The 26675-nt window shown below is 61.4% G+C and carries 21 protein-coding genes; 6 read left to right on the plus strand and 15 right to left on the minus strand.

Annotated features, from left to right (window positions below; all coding sequences use genetic code 11):
- Positions 1-40 precede the first annotated feature (40 nt).
- The 4 genes from dxs to VLA07_RS20185 form a co-directional block, all read right to left on the minus strand.
- Positions 41-1939: a 1-deoxy-D-xylulose-5-phosphate synthase gene (gene dxs / locus VLA07_RS20170; RefSeq protein ID WP_333990897.1), complete on the minus strand. Its 1899-nt coding sequence runs from the start codon at positions 1937-1939 to the stop codon at positions 41-43.
- Positions 1940-2030: 91 nt separating this feature from the next.
- Positions 2031-2918, minus strand: coding sequence for a (2E,6E)-farnesyl diphosphate synthase (gene ispA, locus VLA07_RS20175; protein WP_333990898.1), 888 nt, complete (start codon positions 2916-2918; stop codon positions 2031-2033).
- A complete protein-coding gene (locus VLA07_RS20180; protein WP_003228627.1) occupies positions 2915-3157 on the minus strand; it encodes an exodeoxyribonuclease VII small subunit in 243 nt (80 codons plus the stop codon). The genes ispA and VLA07_RS20180 overlap by 4 nt, the downstream gene beginning before the upstream one ends.
- Before the next feature lie 88 nt (positions 3158-3245).
- A complete protein-coding gene (locus tag VLA07_RS20185) occupies positions 3246-4391 on the minus strand; it encodes a Fic family protein (RefSeq protein WP_333990902.1) in 1146 nt (381 codons plus the stop codon).
- A gap of 277 nt (positions 4392-4668) precedes the next feature.
- On the opposite strand from VLA07_RS20185, the gene VLA07_RS20190 reads away from it, so the two are divergent.
- Genes VLA07_RS20190 through VLA07_RS20215 form a run of 6 tightly spaced genes read left to right on the plus strand, consistent with a single transcriptional unit; the run spans position 4669 to position 14854 of the window.
- Positions 4669-5460: a YfaP family protein gene (locus VLA07_RS20190; RefSeq protein WP_041064910.1), complete on the plus strand. Its 792-nt coding sequence runs from the start codon at positions 4669-4671 to the stop codon at positions 5458-5460.
- A gap of 38 nt (positions 5461-5498) precedes the next feature.
- Positions 5499-7211 carry a DUF2138 domain-containing protein gene (locus VLA07_RS20195; RefSeq protein ID WP_333990904.1) on the plus strand — a complete coding sequence of 571 codons (1713 nt, stop codon included), beginning with the start codon at positions 5499-5501 and terminating at the stop codon, positions 7209-7211.
- Positions 7181-7846: a DUF1175 domain-containing protein gene (locus VLA07_RS20200; protein WP_045121987.1), complete on the plus strand. Its 666-nt coding sequence runs from the start codon at positions 7181-7183 to the stop codon at positions 7844-7846. Before VLA07_RS20195 ends, VLA07_RS20200 begins: the two co-directional genes overlap by 31 nt.
- Positions 7843-12417, plus strand: a complete 4575-nt coding sequence (locus VLA07_RS20205; protein WP_333990908.1) for an alpha-2-macroglobulin family protein — start codon at positions 7843-7845, stop codon at positions 12415-12417. The genes VLA07_RS20200 and VLA07_RS20205 overlap by 4 nt, the downstream gene beginning before the upstream one ends.
- A gap of 1 nt (position 12418) precedes the next feature.
- Complete coding sequence (locus VLA07_RS20210; protein WP_330207168.1) at positions 12419-14038, plus strand: DUF2300 domain-containing protein; 1620 nt, start codon at positions 12419-12421, stop codon at positions 14036-14038.
- Positions 14039-14041: 3 nt separating this feature from the next.
- Entirely contained in the window at positions 14042-14854 is an 813-nt protein-coding gene (locus tag VLA07_RS20215; RefSeq protein ID WP_108183924.1) for a YfaP family protein, read from the plus strand.
- 23 nt (positions 14855-14877) lie between these two features.
- Here the strand turns inward: VLA07_RS20215 and VLA07_RS20220 are convergent, their stop codons facing one another.
- From VLA07_RS20220 to exaC, 11 genes are all read right to left on the minus strand, one after another.
- Positions 14878-15312, minus strand: coding sequence for a hypothetical protein (locus VLA07_RS20220; RefSeq protein WP_027612917.1), 435 nt, complete (start codon positions 15310-15312; stop codon positions 14878-14880).
- A gap of 15 nt (positions 15313-15327) precedes the next feature.
- The gene (locus tag VLA07_RS20225; RefSeq protein ID WP_333990911.1) at positions 15328-15882 is read right to left on the minus strand and encodes a hypothetical protein; all 555 of its coding nucleotides are present in this window, start codon (positions 15880-15882) and stop codon (positions 15328-15330) included.
- Between the two features lie 890 nt (positions 15883-16772).
- Complete coding sequence (locus tag VLA07_RS20230) at positions 16773-17519, minus strand: S24 family peptidase (RefSeq protein WP_027612915.1); 747 nt, start codon at positions 17517-17519, stop codon at positions 16773-16775.
- 223 nt (positions 17520-17742) lie between these two features.
- A complete protein-coding gene (gene ppa, locus VLA07_RS20235) occupies positions 17743-18270 on the minus strand; it encodes an inorganic diphosphatase (RefSeq protein WP_008052339.1) in 528 nt (175 codons plus the stop codon).
- Between the two features lie 112 nt (positions 18271-18382).
- On the minus strand, positions 18383-19195 hold the full coding sequence (locus VLA07_RS20240; RefSeq protein ID WP_003228597.1) for a zinc-dependent peptidase: 813 nt from the start codon (positions 19193-19195) through the stop codon (positions 18383-18385).
- Between the two features lie 4 nt (positions 19196-19199).
- The gene (locus VLA07_RS20245; RefSeq protein WP_041064947.1) at positions 19200-19850 is read right to left on the minus strand and encodes a DedA family protein; all 651 of its coding nucleotides are present in this window, start codon (positions 19848-19850) and stop codon (positions 19200-19202) included.
- A gap of 346 nt (positions 19851-20196) precedes the next feature.
- Positions 20197-20658 (minus strand): GNAT family N-acetyltransferase, encoded by a 462-nt coding sequence (locus tag VLA07_RS20250; protein WP_007958617.1) that lies wholly within the window; start codon positions 20656-20658, stop codon positions 20197-20199.
- 114 nt (positions 20659-20772) lie between these two features.
- Entirely contained in the window at positions 20773-21597 is an 825-nt protein-coding gene (gene eutC / locus VLA07_RS20255) for an ethanolamine ammonia-lyase subunit EutC (RefSeq protein WP_333990923.1), read from the minus strand.
- 5 nt (positions 21598-21602) lie between these two features.
- Positions 21603-22997, minus strand: a complete 1395-nt coding sequence (locus VLA07_RS20260) for an ethanolamine ammonia-lyase subunit EutB (RefSeq protein WP_333990925.1) — start codon at positions 22995-22997, stop codon at positions 21603-21605.
- A gap of 191 nt (positions 22998-23188) precedes the next feature.
- Complete coding sequence (eat, locus tag VLA07_RS20265) at positions 23189-24559, minus strand: ethanolamine permease (protein WP_333990926.1); 1371 nt, start codon at positions 24557-24559, stop codon at positions 23189-23191.
- Between the two features lie 306 nt (positions 24560-24865).
- Positions 24866-26386, minus strand: coding sequence for an acetaldehyde dehydrogenase ExaC (exaC, locus tag VLA07_RS20270; RefSeq protein WP_025108675.1), 1521 nt, complete (start codon positions 26384-26386; stop codon positions 24866-24868).
- Between the last annotated feature and the right edge of the window lie 289 nt (positions 26387-26675).

Below are 26675 nucleotides of genomic sequence, written 5' to 3' on the forward strand. Positions count from 1 at the left end.
GCCTTCGCGAGCAAGCCCGCTCCCACATGGGTATTGCGTGTTACTTGTTGAGCAGTTCCAGGCGCTCGCGAATCGAGGCTTCGATTCCCGCTTCATCCAGCCCGCACTCGGCCAGCATCTGCGCCGGTTTGGCGTGCTCGACGTAAATGTCCGGCAAGCCCAGGTGCAGCATCGACTTGAGGATGTTCTCGCGCGCCAGGAACTCGCTGACCGCGCCACCGGCGCCGCCCATGATCGCGTTCTCCTCGATGGTCACCAGCAACTCGTGGCTGCCGGCAATCTCGCGTACCAACGCTTCATCCAGCGGCTTGACGAAGCGCATGTCGACCACGGTCGCATCCAGCTTCTCGGCGACTTTCAGCGCTTCGGTCAGTTGCACGCCGAACACCAGCAGGGCGACTTTGCTGCCCTGACGACGGACGATGCCCTTGCCGATTTCGATCGGCTCGAGATCCTTGTCGATGGTCGCGTTCGGGCCGGTGCCGCGCGGGTAACGCACCGCCGCCGGGCCGTTGTACAGGTGGCCGGTGGTGAGCATCTTGCGCAATTCGTTTTCATCGCTCGGGGTCATGATGACCATGCCCGGAATGCAGCGCAGGTACGACAGGTCGAAGCTGCCGGCGTGGGTCGGGCCGTCTTCGCCCACCAGACCGGCGCGGTCGATGGCGAACAGCACGTCGAGGTTCTGCACCGCCACGTCATGCACCAACTGGTCGTAACCGCGTTGCAGGAACGTCGAGTAGATCGCCACCACCGGTTTGGCGCCTTCGCAGGCCATGCCGGCGGCGAACGTCACGGCGTGCTGTTCGGCAATCGCCACGTCGAAGTAGCGCAGCGGGAAGCGTTCGCTGAACGCCACCAGGTCCGAGCCTTCCTTCATCGCCGGGGTAATCCCGACCAGGCGCGGATCAGCCGCGGCCATGTCGCACAGCCATTCGCCGAACACCGCCGAATACTTCGGCCCGCCGGCCTTTTTCGGCGCAGCAGCCGGGGCGTCGACCGGCTCGAGCTTGGTGATCGCGTGGTAACCGATCGGGTCGACTTCCGCCGGGGCGAAGCCTTTGCCTTTCTTGGTGACGATGTGCAGGAACTGCGGGCCTTTCAGATCGCGCATGTTGCGCAGGGTGGCGATCAGGGTCGGCAGGTCGTGGCCATCGATCGGGCCGATGTAGTTCCAGCCCAGCTCTTCGAACAGGGTGCCGGGAACCAGCATGCCCTTGGCGTATTCTTCGGTGCGACGGGCGATTTCCCAGGCGCCGGGCAGGCGCGACAGGACTTTCTTGCTGCCTTCACGCATGCTCGCGTAAGTGCGGCTGGAAAGGATCTTCGCCAGATAGTTGGACAAACCGCCAACGTTGCGCGAGATCGACATGTCGTTGTCGTTGAGGATCACCAACATGTTGGCGTTGACTTCCGGCGCATGGTTCAGCGCCTCGAAGGCCATGCCGGCGGTCAGCGCGCCGTCACCGATCACCGCAATCGCCTTGCGATCGCTGTCTTGCAGGCGGGCGGCAATCGCCATGCCCAGCGCTGCGCTGATCGAGGTGCTGGAGTGGCCGACGCCAAAAGTGTCGTACTCGCTCTCGGCGCGGCGCGGGAAGGCAGCGATGCCGTCCTTCTGGCGCAGGGTTTCCATGCGCTGGCGGCGACCGGTGAGGATCTTGTGCGGATACGCCTGATGACCCACGTCCCAAACCAGCCGGTCATCCGGGGTGTCGAAGACGTAATGCAGCGCGATGGTCAGCTCGATGACGCCCAGGCCGGCACCGAAATGCCCACCGGTCTGGCCGACCGTGTAGAGCAATTCCAGGCGCAACTCATCGGCCAGGGTTTCCAGCTCGGCTTCGCCTAACCGGCGCAGGCCGTCCGGCGTGTTCGCGCGGTCGAGCAGGGGCGTGGTCGGGCGCTTGCGGGGAATCTCATGAAACGTCGTGGGCATCAGGCGAATCGTTATAGGTATAAAAGATGCGGCAGTTTACCTGATGCATCGCCCCCTGCCCACGCGTTGGTCTTTTTTGGCAGGTTGGCGTTCAGTTGCGCCGCTCGACGATATACCGGGCCAGGTCGCGCAAAGGCTCGGCTGCCGCGTCAAACGGTCGCAGCGCGTGCAGGGCCTGATCGCGCAGTTCCAGAGCGTAGACCTTGGCCGCGTCCAGTCCCAGCAGGGCCGGGTAGGTCGGTTTGTCGCGAGCGATGTCGGCGCCCTGGCGTTTACCGAGGGTTTCGGTATCGCTTTCGACGTCGAGAATGTCGTCCTGCACCTGGAAGGCCAGACCGATGGCCTGTGCATAAGTCTGCAGGGCCTTGAGTTGATCCTGCTCGGCACGGCCGCTGGCCAGGGCGCCGAGCTTGACGCTGACTTCGATCAACGCGCCGGTCTTGTGCCGGTGCATTTGCTCCAGCGCTTGCTGATCCAGCTTCAGGCCGACCGAGCCGAGGTCGATGGCCTGACCGCCGACCATGCCTGCCGGGCCGGCCGCGTGCGCCAGCGCCGTGACCAGTTGCAGACGGATGTCAGCGTCCAGATCGCTCAGGCGCGGGTCGAGCAGGGCGCTGAACGCCAGGCTCTGCAAGCCGTCACCGGCGAGAATCGCGCAGGCTTCGTCGAATTTCTTGTGGGTGGTGGGCTGGCCGCGACGCAGATCGTCGTCGTCCATCGCCGGCAAATCGTCGTGAACCAGCGAATAAGCGTGGATCAGCTCAACTGCGCAGGCCGCGCCGTTGGCTTGTTCAGCCTTGCCGCCCAGCGCTTCGCACGCGGCGTAGGCCAGCAGCGGGCGCACGCGCTTACCGCCAATCATCACGCTGTAGTGCATCGCCTCATACAGGCGCGACAGCTCCGGCAGCGGTGCCTTGAAGAGGATTTCCAGTGCTGCATTGACTCGCGCCTGGCTGGTCGCCGAATACGCCGCAATCATTCTGGCTGTTCCGCGTCGAAGGGTTCCTCGGCGAGTTCGCCATCGCGCTCCAGCAGCACTTGCACCTTCTGCTCGGCCTGGGCCAGCGCTGCCTGGCAGTCACGGGTCAGACCGATGCCCTGCTCGAAAGCGGTCAGCGAGTCTTCCAGCGACAATTCACCGTTCTCCAGACGCTCGACCAGTGTTTGCAGGTCGGCGAGGGACTGTTCGAAATCCAGTGCAGCTTTTTTGCGGGCCATGGCGGCGATTTCCGGTTGACGTTAAACCGGCGCGACACTAGCAGATAGGGGGTTTATGGGCAAATGAGTGGGCCGACGGACAAGGGTGTCAGTCGGTCGAGTCACCCGGATATTGAATCTGATACCGAGTGCTCCGCCCCCCGCCCGGAAGACGTTGCAGGCAGCCTTTTTCCAGCAGTTCCGCCAGATGTCGGGTGGCCGTGGCTTTGGAAACCTTGGCCACACTCTGGTATTGCGCTGCACTGATACCGTGCTCGAAACCGCGCTCACCACCGTCGAGCAAACGATTGAGCACTTTGATCTGCTCCGCCGACAGCCCGGATTCGCGGTGCGCCTGCCAGAAGCGTGATTTTCCCAACACACTTTCAATCCGCGCAATGGCCTGTTGCAGACTGCGCAGTAAGGTTTGCAGGAACCATGTGAGCCAGTCGGTAATGTCCAGCGTGGCTTTCTGACTGGATTCGAGAATCCGGTAATAGCCCGCACGATCATCGAGGATGCTGGCGGACATCGCATAAAAACGAATCGCCTGCGCTTCGCTCTGAGCCAGTGCCAGATCGGTAAGGGTGCGAGTCAGGCGTCCATTGCCGTCGTCGAACGGATGCAAGGTGACGAACCAGAAATGTGCGATGCCAGCTCGCAAGAATGGATCGAGGCCTGCCTGTTGCCGACTGGCGTCGAACCACTTGAGAAAACTGTCGAGTTGCCGCTCAAGGCCTTGTCGCGGTGGCGCCTCGAAGTGCACGGTCGGACGGTCGATTAGCCCTGAAACCACCTGCATCGGCTCATCGCCGCGTAATGCGCCGACATTGATTGCACGCGAAAGGAAACCACTCTCCTGTTCTGGAAACAGCCATGAATGCCATTCCAGCAATCGTTGCAGTGTCAGCGGTTCGGCAAAGCGTTGAGTGGCATCGAGCATCAGTTGCGCGAGCCCTTCGCTGCGCTTGCTGACGTTGTCGCCATCAGGCGATTCCAGCCCCAGGCGTCGTGCCAGTGAAGAACGCACGGATTCAACATTCAATGGTTCCCCCTCGATGGCCGAGGAGGTCACGATGTTTTGCAGCAACGCGTCCAGTTCAGTCTGAGCGCTCAATGAATTGCCCACTGATCCCGCCATGCCCATCAATTGTCCCTGCGCCTGAACGCATTCGCGCAACAGCGCAGTGAGACGCTCTGCCTGCCAGTTGAAGTCGGGCCAGTCGGGCTGCTGCCAGATCCAGTGAGTTGCCATGAAATGCCATTCCTGAGTGCGTGAGCCGAATAGAAACGCTATTCGGCTCATTTCGTGAGCCGAATATGACGCCTATTCGGCTCATCGTCCACCCGAGGGCGTGATTCCTACCGCATTTCAAGATGTATCCGATTGTTAAAAAACTGCCGAATCGCTAATCTTCGCGCCTTCTACGACCCCATAGTCACGGGTCTTTCAGACGAAACGCAGTTTCCACCGCTGTGAAGTACCGAGGATCGGGTGCAAGGTTTCGTTCAGGCATGGCAGGAGGCATTACATGCGTTCATTTCTTTGGCTGCTGATCGGTCTGGCTTGCGCGCCTGCGCTGCTGGCAGCGCCGAGTGCCGAGCTGTCTGAGCCATCCGGTGGCTGGCGCTATAACGGCTTGCTTGATCGCAGTGAAAACCCGCAAGTCGCCTATCCCACGCCGCCGATTGATCGCGGCATTCAGCGCAATCGCACGATGATTCAGGGCCAGCTCAAGGCCATCGGCAATCAGCGCGGGCCGCACACGCTGGCGGTCAACGGCAATCCATTGAATCTGTATACCGACGATGACGGGCGTTTCGCCCGGCCGTATGCGTTTGGCGCCGGTTCCAACAGTGTCGAAGTGCGCAGTGCCGAGGGCCAGTCGCTCAAGCGCGTGCAGTTCTATGAAGCGAACAACCTGCGCACCCCGGCGAAGATCCGTGTGGTGCTCGGCTGGGACGATCCCAAGGCCGAGCTCGACCTGCACATCATCACCCCGGACGGCCAGCACGCGTTTTTCGCCCATACGGCGCTGACCAACGGCGGCGGTCTGGACCCGGACGGCGTCGATGGCCCCGGCCCGGAAATGTTCACCATGACCGCGCCGCTGCATGGCACCTATCTGGTTTACGTCAACTATTGGGGCAACTTCGGCGACGGCGGCTATAACTTCGAGGAGGCCAGCAATCAGAACGAGGTCATCACCTCGCAAATCACGCTGGTGCTCAACGAAAACACGGTCGACGAAAAACGCGAAACATTCATCGTGCCCCTGCGGGCGATCGGTGATCTGCTGCTGGTCAAGACTTTCAACTATTAAGCATCCCGCTCCACGGATGAACTTCGGGTTTTGTGAACATGAGTGATAACGCTGCTTCTCCGGCCGTCCCGACACCTGCCGGCCAAACCTCCCGGCGCTGGCCGGCGCTGCTGATCGGCCTGGTCCTGGTAGCCGGGGTGGCCGGTGGTCTTGGCTGGCTCCTGCACAAGCCCAAGGTGCCGGCGGCGGCACTGGCCAGTGACAAACTCGGCCTGAGTCGTCCGGATGCGCTGCTGGAAACCCGCTCCTTGAGCCAGTTGCCCAAGGACCTGCTGACGGTGCCGTTCCTCAAGGCCACGCTCACCGAGGATTTCGTCTTCTATTACGAAACCCACGCCGACCGCCTGGGGTTGATCGGCAGCCTGCGGCGGATCATCTACGAACACGACCTGAAGCTGCAGGACAGCCTGATCGAACAGCTTTTCGATCAACCGGCCGATGTGGCGTTGTGGCGTGGCGCTGATGGCCGGCTCAAGGATTTTCTGCTGGTAATGGATCGCGGCGGGTTGGCGAAGCTGCTCGAACCGCTGGCGAAAGTGGCGCTGGACGATTCGCAACTCAGCGTCTTCGGCAGCCTCAAGGTCGGCAGCGACGAAGTGCCGCTGTACCAGCTCAGCTACAACGCCAGCAAATCGCTGCTGTTCGCGTCGCGCGGCGACAAACTGGTGGTGCTGTCCAACCCGAACAAATATTACGACCCGGCCAGTGGCGAATCGGAAGAGTCCGGGCACGTCTCGCCGCAAGCGCTGGCAGCGCTGCTCAACGGCGACAAACTGTTCCCCGAGGCCTTCGGTCTGCCGGCCAAAGCCCCGGAGATCAAACAGCGTCTGTCGGTCAATTCCAGCGTCCTTGCGATGGGCTATCAGCGCTTCATCCCGAACTTCGCCGGGCTGCGTTTCGACATGGATGACAAGGGCTGGCACAGCTACCTCGCCATGGACGAACTGGATAATCAGCCGGACTTCGATTTCAAACCGGTGTGGCAAGCCATGCCGCTGGGCGCCAGTGCCTGCGTGACCTTGCCGGTAGCGGCCGAACCGCAGAAACCGCTGCTGGTGAAACTCGGCGCCGACGAAGCGGTGGCGCAGAAACTCACCGAACACGTGGCTGGCGCGGCGGGCCTGTGCTGGTACGCCGATTCGCGGTTGTACACGCCGTTGCTGGTTGCCAGCCTGAAGGACGAGGACAGCGGCAAGCTCGATGGCGACCTGGGCACGTTGTTCGGTTCGATGGTGGGCGCCTACGAGACGAATGTCGATGAACACGCATTCCCGGTGGTCGAGAAACAGGAAGGCCAGAGCCATGTCTGGCAGCGTCAGGTCAGCTCCAGTTTCGGCCCGTACGCCGCCAAGACTGCCGAGAATCCGGATGCGATCAGCGGTAAAGCGTTCATGAAAGTCAGCCTCGCCCGTCACGGTTCGACGCTGCTGTTTTCCCTCGACGACAAACTGGTGGACAAGGCTCTCGGTACTCTCGACAAGCGCTTCCCGCCGATGGCCGACGTGCTGCCGAAAGATGTGCTGATGCCGATCTACTTCGGCCCCGATTCGATGGCGCAACTGATGCAGCAGGAAACCCTCGACAGCCTGCCGCAGGACATGGAGCCGGTGTTCTACAACGCCGCGCAAACCTACCTGATCCCTAAACTGCGCATCCTCGGCGGCTACGGCAAATACGCCCTGACCCTGCCGGAAGGCAGCGAGCCTGACGGCCACTGGCAATGGCTGCCGCTGGAGTGGAAAGCGCTGTGACGACACTGATCCGCAGCCTCGGCCTGCTCGCGCTACTGCTCAGCGCGGGCGCCCGAGCCGTCGAAACGCCGGCGCTGGATCCGGCGCAGTCCCAGGTGTTCCGCGCCTGGTTCGTGCGCATCGCTCAGGAACAACTGAGCCAGGGCCCGAGCCCGCGCTGGTATCAGCAGGACTGCGCAGGCCTTGTGCGTTTTGCCGCCAACGAAGCGCTGAAAGTCCACGACGACAAATGGCTGCGCAGCAATGGCCTGTCCAATCGCTACCTGCCGCCGGAGCTGACGCTCAGCGATGAGCAGCGCAAGCTCGCCCAGCAATGGCAGCAGGGCGGCGGCAAGGTCGGGCCGTACGTCAACGCGATCAAACTGATTCAGTTCAACAGCCATCTGGTCAGCCGCGACGTGTCCCAGGCACGCCCTGGCGACCTGATGTTTTTCGATCAGGGCGACGACCAGCACCTGATGATCTGGATGGGCCGCTACATCGCCTATCACACCGGCACCACCACCCCCACTGACAACGGCATGCGTTCGGCAAGCCTGCAGCAACTCATGACATGGAAGGACACCCGATGGATACCCGACGCAGCCAACCCCAACTTCATCGGCGTCTATCGACTGAACTTTCTCTCCCAATGACCGGTGCCCGCATGCTGCGACTCTGCGCTCGAATTCCTCTGCTGCTGGCACTGTTGCTGCCATTGGCGACCGTCAACGCTGAAGATTCGGTGGAGCCGAGCGGCTACACGCCGGTCTCTGGTGAAAGCTTCTTCCTGCTGGCCGACAGCAGTTTCGCCGCCGACGAGCAAGCGATGGTTCGTCTCGAAGCGCCGGGCCGGGACTATCGTCGTTTCCGCATGGAGCCTTACGGCGGCGCCGACATTCGCGTGTATCGCATCGACAAGCCGCTGGATTTCCTCAAACGTCAGAAGAACCTGCACCGCGTGGTCAGCGACGGTCAGTTCAAAGGCGAGGGCCTGTCCAACACCCTCGCGTACCTGTGGGACAACTGGTACCGCAAATCGCGGCGGGTGATGCAGCGCGCGTTCTCCTACGAGTCGCGCAAGCAGGTCACCGAGGAAGTGCCGGAACTGAAGATGGGCAACGCCATCGCCGCGCCGACGCCGTACGACGCGCAGCCGCAATTCGCGCTGATTCCGGGCCTGCCGGTGGTCAGCCAGTTCCGCTATCCGCTGTGGCAGGCCAAGCCGATCCAGCCGCCGGCCGGGGTCAATCTGGCCGGGTCTTCCAGCGAGTTCGTCAGCGTTGCACCGGGTAACGTGTACATCCCGTTGGGCAAGCTGAAACCGGGCCTGTATCTGGTCGAAGCGCTGATCGGCAAGTACCGCGCGACCTCCATGGTTTTCGTCTCCAACACCGTGGCGGTGAGCAAGATTGCCGGTGATGAATTGCTGGTCTGGGCCGCACGCAAACACGAAGGCAGTTCGGTGCCGAAGGTCAATGTGCTGTGGACTGACGGCCTCGGCGTGATGAGCAGCGGTGCCACTGATGCCGATGGTTTGCTGCGCCTGAAACACGTCAGCCCCGAGCGCTCGTTCGTCATTGGCGAGGACGAAGAGGGCGGGGTGTTCGTCTCGGAAAACTTCTATTACGACAGCGAAATCTACGACACCAAACTCTATGCGTTCACCGACCGACCGCTGTATCGCCCGGGGGATTGGGTGTCGCTGAAAATCGTCGGTCGCGAGTTCAAGAATGCGCGGGATTCGGTGCTGCCGGGCGCTGCTGACGTCAACGTCAGTGTGCTTGATGCCACCGGCACCGAGCTGCAACGCCTCGACCTGAAACTCGATTCCAAGGCTGGTACCCAGGGCCGGTTCCAGTTGCCGGACAACGCTGTGGCCGGTGGTTACGAGATCCGCTTCAACTACAAGGATCAGGCCTACAGCAGCGCCTTCCGCGTGGCCGAGTACATCAAGCCGCACTTCGAAATTTCGCTGAATCTGGCCAAGCAGGATTACCGCACCGGCGAGCCGGTGAAGGGCAGTCTGGTGCTGCTGTACCCGGACGGCAAACCGGTGGCCAACGCCAAACTGAGCCTGAGCCTGCGTGCCCAGCAACTGTCGATGGTCGACAACGAGTTGCAATACCTCGGGCAATTCCCGGTGGAGCTGACCAGCACCGAACTGACCACTGACAGCAAGGGCAACGCGACCCTCGACCTGCCGGCCGCCGACAAACCGAGCCGTTATATGCTCACCGTGTTTGCCAGCGATGGCGCGGCGTATCGGGTCAAGACCACCAAGGAAATCCTCATCGACCGTGGCGCCGCGAGCTTCCGCCTGAGTGCGCCGCAACGTTTCAGCGCAGTCAACGACAAAGTCGCGTTCAGCTACGCCAACGAGGGCGGCAGCGAGCAGAGCAAAGCTGTGACCCCAAGCAGCTACAGCTGGGTGCGTCTGGAAGACCAGAGCACTGGCGAAGGCAAACTCGCGGCGACTGACAAAGGCTTTAGTCTGGCCTTCGAGCGTCCGGGTACTTACAACCTGACGCTGAAAGATCAACACGGTCGCGTCCTCGGCGCCACCGGCCATTCGGTCACCGGCGACGGTGTCAAAGCGGTGCCGGGCACTGTGGAAATCGTCCTCGACAAGCCCGAGTACAAGGCCGGCGATGAAGCGCTGGCACTGATCACCTTCCCTGAGCCGGTCAGCGATGCACTGCTGTCGCTGGAGCGCGACAAGGTCGAAGCCACCGCGCTGCTGGCCAAGGGCGGCGACTGGCTGAAACTGGAAAAACTCAGCGACACCCAATACCGCGCGCGCATTCCGGTGAAGGACAATTTCGCGCCGAACCTGACCTTCTCGGTGCTCTACACCAAGGGCGGGCAGTACAGCTTCCAGAACGCCGGGATCAAAGTTATTGCCCCGCAAATCGACGTGGCGATCAGCACCGACAAGGCAGTATATCAACCGGGCGATACCGTCACCGTTGACCTGACCACGCAGTTCACCGGCAAAGCGGTGCCGGCGCACCTGACCGTCAGCGTGGTCGATGAAATGGTCTACGCGCTGCAACCGGAAGTCGCACCGACCATCGACCAGTTCTTCTACCACCCGCGTCGCAATAATGTGCGCACCAGCGCCAGCCTGTCGTTCATCAGTTACGACGTGGCGTTGCCGGGCAGCCCCGGCGCGCCGGGCAAGGCCAACCGCAGCGAACGTGGGGTGAAAGTGCTGGAGCGCCCGCGTCGCGAAGACGTCGACACCGCCGCATGGCAACCGGAATTGCTGACCGGTGCCGACGGCAAAACCCGCTTCACCTTCAAGATGCCGGACTCGCTGACCCGCTGGCGCATCACCGCCCGGGCCATCGCCGACGACGGCCAGGTCGGGCAGAAGAAGCAGTTCGTTCGCTCGGAAAAACCGCTGTACCTGAAGTGGAGCGGGCCGAGCAAATTCCGCAAGGGCGATCAGCCGCAACTCGGTGTGTTTGCCTTCAGCCAGGCCGAAAAACCGGTCAAGGCTGAGCTGGTCACCCATTACGCTGGCGCCGAACAACGCCTGCCGGTAACCCTGAACAACGGCATCAACTACGTGCCGCTGCCAGCGTTCGCCTTGGCGACCGGTGAGTGGACAGCGGAGCTGGTGCAGGATGGCAAAACCGCTGACGCCCTCGCCGTGCGCCTGAGCGCGACCGGTGACGGCTGGCAAGTCACGCAAACCCAGAGCCTCGACGTGGCCAGCGGCGACACCCCGTTGAGCCTGCCGGCGGACGCCACCGACATTCGCCTGCGTCTGGATGACAGTCCGCAAGCGCTGTTCCGTTCCGCCCTCGATGATCTGCTGAGCTACCCCTACGGCGGTGTCGAGCAGACCGCCAGCCGCTTGCTGCCGCTGAGCATCGCTTATCCGTCGCTGGCGTCGAGCCCGCAGATCCGCGATCGCCTGCGCCTGATCATGCAGAACAGCCGTCTGCGTCTGGTGCAAATGGCCGGGCCGTCGGCGAGCTTCACCTGGTGGGGCTTCGACGGCGAGCCGGACGCGTTCCTCACCGCTTACGCCTACTACGCCGACTGGAACGCCAGTCAGGTGCTGGAACTGACCTTGCCACCGGAGCACTGGCAGCGAGTGCTGGAGGTCTACGCCAAGCAAGCGCCGAACACGCCGCTGCTGCAGCGGGCACTGATTCTGTCGTTCGCCAAGCAGATGCACCTGCCGGTGAATACCCTGCTCAGCGGTTTGATGGACGATCTGGCCAAGGCCGGTGAGGGCAATGCCGAAAACCTGATGGACGACGGCGAAGACAGCCTGGTGATGAGCGACCCGGATTCGGCGCTCGGTCTGGCGGCGGCGCGGGTGTTGACCGCGTCGCTGGCCACGCAGTCGAAAGTCGCGTTGCCGGAGGCATTCAACCGTCAGGTTGGCGCGGCGCAACAGCGTCTGGCGGTCAGTTCGCAGCCGTTTGCCGAAGCGCTGAACCTGTCGCTGCAACCGTTTGATCAGGCGCGGGCGACGGCGTTGTTGCAACGTCTGTTGCCACAGCAATCGACCCTCGAACGTGCGCTGGCGCTGAGCTGGTTGCAACGCAGCATCGCCCAGGCCTCGCCGACCATCGCGCTGATGCCGGGTGAAGGCTGGAAGAAAAACTACGGCGCCACCGGCGAGATAAACTGGACCTGGCAGGGTGCGACGCCGGTGCCGAGCGTGTTGTCGGTGTCCGGCACTCAGGAGCGTCCGTTGCGCGCGGCGCTGAGCTTCCAGACCCAGCAACCGGCCGTCGATCCAATGGCCGTGACCATCACCCGGCGCCTGTCGCGACTGGTGCCGGGCGATGAAGCGTTCACCTTCAAACTGGAGCCGGTCGGCAGCAAACCGCTCTCCAGTGACAGCCTGTATCTGGACGAAGTGATCCTCACCAGCAAGGCGCCGAAACCGCTGCGCTACGGCATGCTCGAAGTGCCGCTGCCACCGGGCGCCGACGTCGAGCGCACCACTTGGGGCATCAAGTTGCAGGGCAAGGACGGCACCGAGCCGACCGCGCTGGAAAAGGCGCGCTTCGAACCGGGGCAATTGGCCTACGCGGTGCCGGTGGATGCGCTGAGCGGCGAATTGCGTCTGCGCCATCTGGTGCGGTTCTCGCAGAAGGGCCAGTTCAACCTGCCGCCGGTGCGCTTCACTCAGGTCTATGCGCCGCAGCATCAGGCCCGGGAAGCGAAAGCCGCCCTCGGTCAGGTCACGGTCAACTGACATGAACCGGCCGCTGCTGTGGCTGTTGATGTGTGTGATGCCTGCGCTGGCGACGGCGCAGGATGAGCCGTTGCGGCTGGCGTACAAGGGCGAGTTGCTGTCGTTGAATCACACGCAACTGATCGCTCGCGAACCGTTGCCGTCGACGCTGGAAACGCCGCTGGGCAGTCTGTGGAAATTGTTCGTCTATGCGTGGCTGGTGGATACCGGCGCGCGCGAGCCAGCGTATGAATGTCGCGGGCAGTCGAAGGAAGAGGTTTATTGCTGCTCGGCGGGCGGCAGGATCGAGCGTGATCAGGCGTTGGTCAAATCCTGCGGCTTGTACTTTGAGCCGGCGCGATTGGGCATCGCTGCTGCCGATTGGCGCACCTATTGGCAGGCGCGGCAGGCGCCGTCGTGGTTGCTGGATTTGCCGACCGTGCAACCGGCTACTCGGGTTTCCGTGACTGACTTGCTGAAGGTGTTGTCGGTGCTGCCAGCGCAGGAGCAGATGCGCCGAGTGTTGCTCGACGTCGTGCTGAATGCGGCGGACGGCAATGTCGTCGGTGAGCTGGGCGGGCGCTTGCGGGTGAAAACCTGGAGCTGGCTCGGCGATCAGGATCCGCAATCGCGGCAGGGCGGTTTCGCCGGTTGGACGGCGGACGGCTCGCCGATCTGGGCCGGTGGGCGTGGCACCAGTCAGATGGTTTTGCGTCATTACGGGCAGGCGTTGGCGATGGTGTTGCCTTCATCGTGGCCGGCGGAAGCGGGGCGTTGTGTAGAGGTCGGACTGTTCTCGCGCTATCCGCTGACGCGTGTTCTGGCAGGGGATCGGGTGGTGTCTTCCGGCCCGTTGCAAGGCGACTACCGCGTCGAGTTCGCCAACGGCAATGCGCTGGATATCCACAGCGCCAGCGAAATGTTTCTGCTCAACGACAAACTGGTCGCCAGACTTGATCGCGAAGAATACGTCGCCCGCGTCCTTGAGCGCGAAGCCAAACCTGAGCCCGCCGAAGCTGCCAAGGCACTGGCCGTGGCGATCCGCACCTATCTGTTGCAAAACGCCACGCGCAACGGCGATTGCCTGAGCATCGACGACAGCAGCAACCGCCAGCGCGTCGCCCCACGCCCAGCCTCCGCCGAGTCGCGCAACATCGCGGCGTGGACCGCGGATCTGGTGCTGGCCGGCAGCACCGTCACCTATCACTCCGATCAACCCGGCCCGGACAAACTCGCCTGGCAACAAGCCGTCGAACAGGCCAACGCCGGTCAACGCTACGACGCGATTCTGTTGCACGCCTATCCGCGCGCCAGCCTCAGCCGTTGGGACAACCCGGTGGCCTCCTGCGAAGCGTTGCCCGCCGCGCAAGACTGGCTGCAAAAGCAGCGTCGCGGCTGGCGTCCGACACTGGAAAGCGAAACCGGCTACAACGAAGTCAGCACCTTTGCCGTGTGCAAACTGGCGTTCGGCCGCCCGTTTGTCGATCGCGAGCGCCAGCGCATCTACGTGCGCGGCGTGCTGACTCTGCAGGATCGCCTCGACCTGACTCACGAATATCTGCACCTGGCCTTTGAAGCACATCCCAATGGCCAGGATGAAACCTACATCGAAGGGCTCGCCCGTCACCTCTTGCTGGAATAGACCATGACACTCCGTTATCCACAGGTCTTGCTGTTGCTCTGCGCGTTCAATGCATGGCCGATGGCAATGGCCGCTGACAGCGTCAAACTCGACACCCCGGTCGGCGGCTGGCGCACCGGCGCGCCCGAGGGCGAAGGCGAGAACTTCCGCCAGACCGTCAACTACCCGGCCTCCTCGGTCAACACTCCGGTGGGCCAGGCCAACACGGCGCGCATCAGCGGCGAAATCAAAGCCACCCCCAAGAGCAAGGAGCCCGGCCGACTGATCGTCAACGGTGTCAGCATGCCGCTGAAAATCGACGACAGTGGCCGCTTCGACCGCCCGTTCTCCTTCCCCAACGGCAGCAACAGCGTCGAAGTGCGCAGCCCCGACGGCCAGCAACGCCACCGCACCCAGTTCCTCAACGCCAGCGGCGGCGCCACCCCGGCCAAACTGCGCGTGCTGCTCTCCTGGGACAGCGACGGCACCGACCTCGACCTGCACCTGATCACCCCCGACGGCGCGCACATCTGGTACGGCGACCGCGTCGCACCCAATGGCGCCGCACTCGACGTCGACGTCACCACCGGCTACGGCCCGGAAATCTTCGCCATGCCGGCACCGATCAAGGGCCAGTATCTGGTGTATGTGAACTACTTCGGCGGTGGTTATCGCGGTGATGATGAAGGCGGGGAAGAGGCGGTGCAGCCGCTGACCACGGCGCAGGTGACGGTGATTACCGAGGAAGGCACGCCAAGCGAGAAAATGGAGACGTTTGTGGTACCGATGCGGGCGGTGGGTGAACTGACGTTGGTGAAATCGTTCAGTTATCCCTGAGCAGCTGCCTGCTCAGGGCTGCACTAAAAACCGGGCGGAATGTAACCAGGCACGAACGGCACGTTGATGCACTTGCCGTGAATGATCTTTCCGTCCTCGATCCTGAACAGCACGATCTTTTTCGCCTTGTTGACGGTGGCTTCGAGTTTGCAATCGGAACTGTGACCGACCGTCTCGTAGTACTCGGTGTAAACCATGCCGTTACCGGTGTGATTCATTGAAGTACCGGCCGCTTCCGTGGTGGTCCAACTGGACGATTTGTACCAGGTGAGCACAGCCAGATTCTCGCCGTTGGCCCCGGTCTGTTTTTTCATCGAGTCAGGTTTGCCGAACAGATCGAGCGCTTCCTGAACATCGCGTCCTTCCCAGCGCGACTGGGCAATCAAGTGGCAACCATTGATCAGCAAAACAGCGGGCGTTATCAGCAGCGCCAATAACGTTTTAGTCCATGGGTTCATCGTAATTCCCGCCGCTTACTTGTTGCCCAGGATCGAGTCGAGGTTATCCATCATCTGGCCTTTCTCCTGAATCGGCGCCAGTTTGAAGAACATCTGCTGCAGGCCCTGAATCATCTGCAAGTACTCTATCTTGCCCAGCGCGATCATGTCCTTTTTGGCAGGTGAGCATACGAACTCGCTGGTGCGCTGCACCCAGAACTCCTTCGGCTGCTGCCATTGGTCGTTAACTTTGAGGTTGCGCATCATGTAAGCGATGCGATCAACCGACTGGCCATTGAGCATTCGGACCTTGTTCGTCGAACACTGAACTTCGAGGTTGTAGGCATCGATCATCGGTTTGCCGGGTTCCTCATACACCAGCGTCACGGCGACCAACTTGGCCCCCTTGGTCTGCTTCGACGGCACGACTGAAGTGCTGTCGGCGACATACATGATGTTCTTGTGGGGAACACCGTTGCCGTAAATGATCCACCAGTCACCGACGAGCTTCGGCTCGTCTGCCAAGGCTGAAGTGGCAGCGGTCAGGAGTGCGGTCAGCAGAACAGCGGAGTGATTGAGTTTGAAAAACATGGTGTTGCTCCATTCCTTGGCGCTTTTGTAATGCACAAAAACAGAATGGAAATTTAGTGGTGAGGTTGGGCGCGGGGCAATTAGGGCGGATGTGCTAATGGCTTATTGCGATGCCTGAGTGGCGGGCGCTGCCCGGTTTATCTTGCGAAAGGCTCAGGTATAAAGAAAGCAAGGTTTGCAATGGGAGCAGGTCAATTCCATGAGGTCCCATGAGGACTCAGTACCGTAATCCGGCCGGAGGATGAGGATAGAGACACTGGGATTTGCGCTTGGCGGGATTTAGCACTCTGGGTATTCGAAGTTACAGGTCATCCAGGCTTATCTTGACCCTTTGAGGAGCTACAAGGCGTTTGGTGACTGCAGCGATGAGAGCCTTATCCTCTACAAAATTCAATTCTGTTTTGAGCGGTGACTGATACTGATCAGCGAAGCGCTGCTTCAGATCGTCGTCAGTAGAGGGTTTAAAGAATGCCACGATGGAAAACCGTAATGAAGTTGTCGCTACGATAACAAGTGGGCCTTCCTAGAGGTAGGCCTGGGTTTCTTTCAGGCATTAAAAAGCCGGCTTGTGGCCGGCTTCTCGGGGACTGGCTTGGTTTATTTTTGGTAAACCGCGCCAGCCTTCAAAACGTACACCCGGATCTGCGTCCGGCTGTGGGACTTGGTCAGACGTTGGTCTGCCGCGTCAGGCGTCATCTGGGCCGCGGGAGCGGGGCGATGCGCAAATGTGGGGCGCAGGATACTGAGTTTTGTCGGGGATTCCCAGTCTCAACTGCGGAATAGAGCCACCGCGGCGGGCAAAAATCGTAATTTGTACTGATTTTCGGGGCCTCTTCGCGAGCGGGCTCACTCCCACAGGGGTTGGTGCAGGGTTGAAGATCCGTATCCGATCAGAGAAACGGTACCACCGGCCGGCGTTTGCCCAGGGTCGACCACCAGAATACCCAGCCCAGAATGTGTATCCGCTGCTCATCGATTTGTGCTGCGCGGAAGATTTCGTCCGGGTATTCGGCGCTGTTGTGGCTGCGCAGGCGCAGGGCGTTGCCGGGCATGCGGTGCAGGTATTTGATGCGCAGCATGCCGTCATGTTCGATCGCGTAGATTTCGCCGTCGACCACCTGGGTCAGGCCGCGGTCGATGCCGACGATGGAGCCGTCTTCGATGCGCTCGGCCATGCTGTTGCCGATCATGTGCGCGCAGATGGCGTCGCTTGGGCGGATTTCCAGTTGCGCTAGATGGGCGCGGGGCAGGCGGACGGTTTGCTCGGGGTCGAGGATGACGTGGGTTTTGTCGGCGCCGGCGCTGAGCGGTGTTTCCTTGAAAAACGGCAGTTCGATGTCGTTGGGGTTGATGATGGAATAGACGCCGTTGACGGACTGCGCGTCGAAGGTGTCGCCGTTGCTGGCAGGCGTTTGCAGGCGGGGTGACTCTTTGCTGCCTTCGCCGGTTTTCAGCCACTCGCTGTTGACCGAGAGCAGGCGTGAGACTTCCTCCATGCGATACGCCGGGACGCCCCGGGTGTACCAGTTATGAATGTTTTGGGCTTCCGTGCCCCAGAACTTTGCGAATCCCGTGGTGGTGATGTTCGCTGCTTCCAGGAGTGCCTTGAATCTTGGACCGCTAGTGTTCTTTCTCATAAACACCGAGTCTACGGCCGTGCCAGAGCGGTTTGAATAAACTGGCTGTTCAAAAAAAGCCTGTATTTTGCGACTGGATGTAAGACGTGCTTGTGGGAAATCACTCACTTCGAAACTTTTCTGTAGTCCGCAATAAACACACTGTTTAAAGCGGCGTTTTTCAGGCACAAAAAACCCCGGATCAACCGGGGTTTTCTTCAAGCGTCATCCAGCCAGCAGATGCTTAGCCCTTGTAGGCAGCAACCGACTTGGTGATCGCGTCGCGAGCGGCGTCAGCGCCAGCCCAGCCTTCGATCTTGACCCACTTGCCTTTTTCGAGATCTTTGTAGTTCGCGAAGAAGTGCTCGATCTGCTGGATCAGCAGCGGTGGCAGGTCGGTGTATTCCTTCACGTCGACGTACAGCTGGGACAGCTTGTCGTGTGGGACTGCGATGACTTTGGCATCGCCGCCGCCGTCGTCGGTCATGTTCAGGATGCCGACTGGACGCGCGCGGATCACCGAGCCTGGAGCAACCGGGTAAGGGGTCACGACCAGTACGTCGAGGGGATCACCGTCGTCAGCCAGGGTGTTCGGAATGTAACCGTAGTTGGCCGGGTAGAACATTGGGGTGGCCATGAAACGGTCAACGAACAGGCAATCGCTGTCTTTGTCGATTTCGTATTTGATCGGCGCGTGGTTGGCCGGGATCTCGATCGCGACGTAGATGTCGTTCGGCAGGTCTTTGCCAGCCGGAATCTTGCTGTAGCTCATTGGGCGTTGCCCCCGTAGTTGACCAAAAACACTTGGCCGGATTGACCAAAAAGTGGCGGCGATTATAGGCACATTCCTACGTCGACGCCACGTACCAGAAGTCGTGCAGCGCTTACTCGTGCGCCTGATAGACCGGGTCTGTGGCCTGAAGTTGCCGCAGCCTGCCCAACGGATCCTGCCGGTAGAAAAGCTGCAGTTGCAAGTAGACCTGTGGATAAGCCGCGTGCAGCAGATCCGGAGCGCTGAAGAAGTATTCGCTGGTGACCGCAAAGAACTCCGCCGGGTTTTCCGCGGCGTACGGGTCGATGGCGGTTTCGGCGTCGGGGTTGCGGTCGAGCTGGCGGTTGAGGTCATCGTAGGCGTGTTGCATGACCTCGGCCCAGTCGCTGACGCGCATGTCGGCGTGCAGCGGCGGCAGGCCGTTGGCGTCGCCGTTGAGCATGTCGAGTTTGTGCGCCAGTTCGTGGATCACCAGGTTGTAGCCTTCCCAGCCACCACTGGCCATCACCCCCGGCCAGGCGAGGATGATCGGCCCCTGTTGCCAGGCTTCGCCGCTGTGCTCGCCGTCCCACTCGTGCTCGACCCCGCTGGCATCGCGATGCCGTTGCGGGCTGAGGAAGTCGTCGGGGTAGAGGACGATTTCGTGGAAACCCTGATACCAGTTCAAGTCGCCGAGATTGAGCAGCGGCAACTGGGCCTGGGCGGCGAGCAGCAGGCGCTGTTCCTGATGCAGTTCGACGCCGGGCAGGGCGGTCAGGTGTTTTTCTTCCAGAAACAGCACGCTGGCTTCACGCAACCATTGGTCTTCGGCGGCGCTGATGCCGTCGAGAAAACTCAGGTGATGGCGTACCCGTTGCCACATCTCGTCGGCAATCGGGTGCCTGGCCAGAATGCGCCGGCGACGCCAGGCGCTCAGTGACCACATCGGATCAGTGGGTTTCGACTTTGGCGCCGCCGAAACGGCTGCGCACCACGCCGATGATCATTGGTACCAGCGACAGCAAAATGATGGCGACCACCAGCAGCGACAGATTCTTTTTGATGAACGGCACGTTGCCGAAGAAATAGCCCAGGGTCACCAGACCGCCGACCCACAGCACGGTGCCGAACACGCTGAACGCGAAGAAACGCGGATAAGGCATTTTCCCTACGCCGGCGACGAAAGGTGCAAACGTGCGGATGATCGGCAGGAAACGCGCCAGGGTCACGGTTTTGCCGCCGTGCCTGTCGTAGAAATCGTGGGTTTTTTGCAGGTAATCGCGACGGAAGATTTTCGAATTCGGGTTGCTGAACAGTTTTTCGCCCGCCGTTCGTCCGATCACGTAGTTGGTGCTGTCGCCGAGGATCGCCGCGAGCATCAACAGACCGCCCAACAGGACTGGGTCCATGCCACCGCCCGCCGCCACCGCTCCGGCGATGAACAACAGCGAATCACCCGGCAGGAACGGCATCACCACCAGACCGGTTTCACAGAAGATGACAGCGAACAGAATCGCGTAGATCCACGGCCCGTAGTTGGTGACCAGCAAATCGAGGTACACATCGAGATGCAGGATAAGGTCAAGCGGGTTGAAATCCATGGGGGCACCTGTGGTGACGGCCCGACTCGGCAGGCCTGTGCGGATGATTCGGGTGTAAGCCTACAGCGGGGTGTAGTTTTTCTTACAAGCCGGAAAGCTCGGGATTATACGGTCTGAGAGGTGAAAAGCGCGTTGGTTTTGTAGCGAGGGATGTCGGGGTGTGAACAAATGTCAGGCAGGCATTGAGGGTGGCGGCAAGCTTGGTGTGGCGAGGGAGCTTGCTCCCGCTGGAGGGCGGAGCACTCCCAAGCCTTGATTTGCCTGACCTGTTGAGATGACTGAGGTGGGGCTGCTTCGCAGCCCGGCGGGAGCAAGCTCCCTCGCCACAACAGGCCCTTGATGAGCGCTAGAGTTCGTCGCTGATCGGCAACACGTAGTTCTTGAACTCGGTGTCTTCCTTGAACCCGATGGACTCATAGGTTTTCTGCGCCACTTCGTTGTCGGCACTGGTGGACACGCGCATGCGCACGGCCTGGGTTTCCTTGGCCATTTTCTTCGCGGTGCGGATCAGGTTGTCGGCCACCAGTTGGCGGCGGGCGTCTTCGGCGACGTAGATATCGTTGAGAATCCACACGCGCTTGAGCGACAGCGAGGAAAAGCTCGGATACAGCTGGCAGAAACCCATGAGCTTCTTGTCGTCATCATCGGCCAGGGCCAGATAAATCACCGATTCCTTGCGGCGCAGGCGTTTTTCGAGAAACGCGCGGGAGGAATCCGGGTAGGGCAGGGAACCGTAGAACTCGCGATATTTGACGAACAACGGGGTCAACAAATCCAGGTGTTCGAGGGTCGCTTGAATAATCCGCATGATAGGTCTCGTCTTCAAGTGGCTGTCTTCAACTGCTCTGACGGCGATGGGAAACCCTGCGGCCGTGCGTCGATCCTGCCTGAAAGCAGCGCAGAAACGCAATGCGGAAACGGTTCAGGTTGTGGGCGGATCAAGCAGGAAATTTCCCTTCATGTCCGCACCGGCGTCCGACTCCAGCGTCTGCACCTGTGCTTCGTCCTTCAGATTGACCCCCGACAGCTGTCGCCGGCAGGCTTCGCGCATCAGATACAGCAAGCGATGCGCCGCCATGCCGTAGCTCAAGCCCTCAAGCCGCACGTTGGAGATGCAATTGCGGTAGGCATCGGTCAGCCCGACTTTTGGATTGTAGGTGAAATATAAACCGAGGCTGTCGGGCGAGCTGAGGCCCGGACGCTCTCCGATCAGCATGACGACCATTTTTGCACCCAGCAACTGGCCGATCTCGTCACCGATGGCGACGCGACCCTGTTCCACCAGCACTACCGGGGCAAGCGACCAGCCGTCGGCGCTCATCTGCTCCTCCAGGCGGGTCAGAAACGGCAGGGTATGCCGATGCACCGCCAGTGCCGACAGGCCGTCCGCCACCACAATCGCCAGATCGACCCCGCCGGGGTTGGCCTGCGCGTAATCCCGCAGGCTCTGCGCCGAGGCGTCGCTGAGCTTGCGCCCCAGATCCGGGCGTTGCAGGTAGCTGTTGCGATCAGTCGCGGCGCTGTGCAGCAACAAACTGTCACGCCCGCGTTCGCTCAATTGCGCGCTGAGCCCGGCATGATCGAACGGCAGATGCACCGCATCCCGCGCCTGGGCGTGAGCGAACTGGAAATCCAGCTGGGCGCTGGTTGGCAGGCTGGTGCCGGTACGGCCCAGAGCGATGCGCGCCGGGGTCAGGCGGCGTAGCTCCAGCCATGGGTTTTGCGGGTCGACAGGCGGTTTGTCCATCACACTCATCCCAGTTGCGCCAGCGCCTGGCGGAAGGCCGGCGGCAGGTTGTTGCCAAAGCGAACCTTGCCGTCCGCCTGGGTGAAAATGCCCATGTTCGCCAGCCACTGTTCGAACTCCGGCGCCGGTTTCAGGCCCAGGGTCTGACGGGCGTAGAGCGCGTCGTGAAACGAGGTGGTCTGGTAGTTGAGCATGATGTCGTCGGAGCCGGGGATGCCCATGATGAAGTTGATCCCGGCCACACCGAGCAGGGTCAGCAGGGTGTCCATGTCGTCCTGATCGGCTTCGGCATGGTTGGTGTAGCAGATGTCGCAGCCCATCGGCACGCCGAGTAACTTGCCGCAGAAGTGGTCTTCGAGGCCGGCGCGGATGATCTGTTTGCCGTTATAGAGGTATTCCGGGCCGATGAAGCCGACCACGGTATTCACCAGAAACGGCTTGAAATGCCGCGCCACGGCGTAGGCCCGGGTTTCGCAGGTCTGCTGGTCGACACCGTGGTGGGCATTGGCCGACAGCGCGCTGCCCTGACCGGTTTCGAAATACATCAGGTTCTGCCCGAGGGTGCCGCGCTTCAGGCTCAGCCCCGCGTCATAGCCTTCCTGCAATACATTGAGGTTGATGCCGAAACTGGCGTTGGCCGCTTCGGTGCCGGCAATCGACTGGAACACCAGGTCCAGCGGCACGCCACGGTTGATCGCCTCGATCGAGGTGGTGACGTGGGTCAGCACGCAGGCCTGGGTCGGGATGTCATAGCGCTGGATGATCGCGTCGAGCATTTCCAGCATCGCGCAGATCGAGGCGATGCTGTCGGTGGCCGGGTTGATCCCGATCATCGCGTCGCCGTTGCCGTACAGCAGACCGTCGAGAATGCTCGCGGCGATGCCGGAGGGCTCGTCGGTCGGATGGTTCGGTTGCAGCCGGGTCGACAAGCGCCCGCGCAGGCCGAGGGTGCCGCGAAACTTTGTGACCACGCGGATCTTCTGCGCCACCAGCACCAGATCCTGCACGCGCATGATTTTCGACACGGCGGCGACCATTTCCGGGGTCAGGCCGGGGGCGAGGGTGCGCAGGCTGGTTTCGTCCGCCGCGTCGCTGAGCAGCCAGTCGCGGAAGCCACCGACGGTGAGGTGACTGACCACGGCAAAGGCTTGTTTGTCATGGGTGTCGATGATCAATCGGGTAACTTCATCGGCCTCGTAGGGAATAAGCGGTTCCTGCAAAAAATGCGTAAGCGGGATATCGGCCAGCGCCATTTGCGCGGCCACGCGTTCGCCGTCATTGAGCGCGGCAACGCCGGCCAGAAAGTCACCGGAGCGCGCCGGGCTGGCCTTGGCCATGACGTCCTTGAGGCTGTCGAAGCGGTAGGTCTGGGCGCCGACGGAATGGGCAAATGCGGCCATGGGGCGGTGTCCTCCAGATTCTGTGGGTAACTCGGTCTCCCTGTGGGAGCGGGCTTGCTCGCGAAAGCGTCGTGTCAGACGACATCGTTGTTGGATGACACGACGCCTTCGCGAGCAAGCCCGCTCCCACATTGGATCTTCATGCACTTCTATATAGCGGGCACCGGGCGACAGGCCCGGTGCCGGTGCAACTAGATACCTTCGAGCATAGCGTCTGCCGGGGCTTCGGCGCGTTGCCTGGCGGTGAGCTGGAAGTACAGATAGCCAGCGGCCATGAAACCAAGGAACACACAGCCGATCAGCGTGTTGAACCACGCCATCGCCACTAGGCACACCACCGCCAGGAACAGCGCAATCGCCGGCACCACCGGGTAGCCCGGGGCGCGGAAGGTGCGTTCCAGGTTCGGTTCGGTTTTGCGCAGTTTGAACAGGCTGAGCATGCTGATGATGTACATCACGATGGCGCCGAACACCGACATGGTGATCATCGCTGCGGTCAGGGTCATGCCTTGCAGATTGACCAGTCCATCGCTGTAAATCGCCGCGATACCAATCACACCACCAGCCAGAATCGCCCGATGCGGGGTCTGAAAGCGCGACAGCTTGGCCAGGCTTTTCGGCAGATAACCGGCGCGGGCGAGGGCGAAGAACTGTCGCGAGTAGCCGAGGATGATCCCGTGGAAACTCGCCACCAGGCCGAACAGGCCGATCCACACCAGCATGTGCATCCACGATGAGTTGTTGCCGACCACCGCTTTCATCGCCTGCGGCAGCGGGTCATTGATGTTCGACAGCTGACGCCAGTCGCCGACGCCGCCGGCCATCACCATCACGCCGATGGCAAGGAACACCAGGGTCAGGATGCCGCTGACGTAGGCCTTGGGAATCGTGCGTTTCGGATCCTTGGCTTCTTCGGCGGCCATGGCCGCGCCTTCGATGGCGAGGAAGAACCAGATCGCGAACGGGATCGCCGCAAAGATTCCGGGGATCGAGCCCATCGTGAACTCGTTGGAACCCGACCAGCCATTGAGCACGAAATTGCTGAAGCTGAAGCCCGGCGCGACCACGCCCATGAACACCAGCAGTTCGGCGACCGCCAGCACGGTGACCACCAGCTCAAAAGTCGCGGCGATGCTGACGCCGAGGATGTTCAGGGTCATGAACACGAAATACGCGCCGACCGCTGCCACCTTCGGATCAAGCTCCGGGTACTGCACGTTGAGGTAGGCACCGATGGCCATGGCGATCGCCGGTGGGGCGAAGACGAATTCGATCAGCGTGGCGATGCCGGCGATCAGTCCGCCTTTTTCGCCGAACGCCCGGCGGCTATAGGCAAACGGCCCGCCCGCGTGGGGAATCGCGGTGGTCAGTTCGGTGAAGCTGAAGATGAAGCAGGTGTACATGGTCGCGACCATCAGCGCCGTGACCAGAAATCCGAGGGTGCCCGCGGTGCCCCAGCCGTAACTCCAGCCGAAGTATTCGCCGGAAATCACCAGGCCGACGGCAATACCCCAGAGGTGCAGGGTGCCGAGTGTGGGTTTGAGCTGTGTGGTGGAAGTCATAAGTCCTCTCTGTTTTTTATTGTTCGATCTGTTGGACTTTCGGGTGCAGTGGTTGAGGTGGATGGATGCTGTTCACGCAGCGGCAGTTTTTGTGCAAAACCTGAATGACGGGTACGCAAGGGCCGTGCCAGAGCGGCCAGGCCTTGTGTTGTGTCATTGAGGACGCCATCGCGAGCAGGCTCGCTCCCACAGTGGATTTGTGCCGAGCCTGTGTATGTGGTGCGACACGACTCCCTTGTGGGAGCGAGCCTGCTCGCGAAAGCGGTCGAAAGGGCGACACAGAAATATCTGTATCGCCCCCGGGTTTTAGAAGAAACCCAACGGATTGATGTCGTAGCTCACCAGCAGGTTTTTGGTCTGCTGATAGTGATCGAGCATCATCTTGTGGGTTTCACGGCCAACGCCGGACTTCTTGTACCCGCCGAACGCGGCGTGCGCCGGGTACAGGTGGTAGCAGTTGGTCCACACACGACCGGCCTTGATCGCGCGGCCCATGCGGTAGGCGCGGTTGATGTCGCGGGTCCACAGGCCGGCGCCGAGGCCGAACTCGGTGTCGTTGGCGATGGCCAGGGCTTCGGCTTCGTCCTTGAAGGTGGTGATGCTCACCACCGGGCCGAAGATTTCTTCCTGGAACACACGCATTTTGTTGGTGCCCTTGAGCAGGGTCGGCTGGATGTAATAGCCGGTTGCCAGATTGCCCTCGAGTTTTTCCACCTTGCCGCCGGTCAGCAGCTCGGCGCCTTCACCCTTGGCGATTTCCAGGTACGAAAGGATCTTGTCGAATTGCTGCTCGGACGCCTGCGCGCCAACCATGGTGTCGGTGTCCAGCGGGTCGCCGCGTTTGATCTGCAGGACTTTCTTCATCACCACTTGCATGAATTCGTCGTAGATCGATTCCTGTACCAGTGCGCGGGACGGGCAGGTGCAGACTTCGCCCTGATTGAAGAATGCCAGCACCAGACCTTCGGCAGCCTTCTCGATGAAGGTCGGTTCGGCCTGCATGATGTCTTCGAAGAAGATGTTCGGCGACTTGCCGCCCAGTTCCACGGTGGACGGAATGATGTTCTCGGCCGCGCATTTCATGATGTGCGAGCCGACCGGGGTCGAACCGGTGAAAGCGATCTTGGCGATGCGTTTGCTGGTGGCCAGGGCTTCGCCGGCTTCTTTGCCGAAACCTTGCACCACGTTGAGCACGCCCGGTGGCAGCAGATCACCGATCAGCTCCATCAGCACGCAGATGCCCAGCGGGGTTTGCTCGGCAGGCTTGAGTACCACGCAGTTGCCGGCGGCCAGTGCCGGGGCGAGTTTCCACGCGGCCATCAGCAGCGGGAAGTTCCACGGGATGATCTGCCCGACCACACCCAGCGGTTCATGGATGTGATAGGCCACGGTGTTGCCGTCGATTTCGGCAGCGCTTCCTTCCTGCGCGCGCAGGCAGCCGGCGAAGTAGCGGAAATGGTCGGCGGCCAGCGGGATGTCGGCGTTGAGGGTCTCGCGGATGGCTTTGCCGTTGTCCCAGGTTTCGGTGATCGCCAGCAGTTCGAGGTTCTGTTCGATGCGGTCGGCGATTTTCAGCAGGATCAGCGAGCGCGCCTGCACGGAGGTCGCGCCCCACGCATCGGCAGCGGCGTGGGCGGCGTCCAGTGCCTTGTCGATGTCTTCGGCAGTGGAGCGGGGGAATTCGGCAATCGGCTGGCCATTCACTGGCGAGGTGTTGGTGAAGTACTGACCTTTGACAGGCGCGACGAACTCGCCGCCGATGTAGTTACCGTACTTGCTCTTGAACGAGACTTTGGCGCCTTCAGTACCGGGGTGAGCGTAACGCATGATTTGTTCTCCTTGGCTTTGTACTTATTAGAGAAACGCGCAAGTGCGCTTGCTATAAGCGTAGAGCAAGGGTCGGGCCACTGCCGTGCAGGTCAGGCAAATCAAGGCGTTACGTATTTTTTGTCGGACGGGCGGGCGACGCCTGTGATGGTTTCGGTACAGATCGGGTGACAGTTTGTACCGCTTTTGGCACAGCCTGTGACCGGGTGGTCTTGCCAGCATTGCAATGCCGGCCTGCCTGGAGGATCCTCAGCCAACAGAAACCCTGTAGGGGCTGCCGCAGGCTGCG

Origin of the sequence: Pseudomonas sp. S3(2024) (assembly GCF_036861315.1) — a bacterium.
Lineage (GTDB): Bacteria > Pseudomonadota > Gammaproteobacteria > Pseudomonadales > Pseudomonadaceae > Aquipseudomonas > Aquipseudomonas putida_A.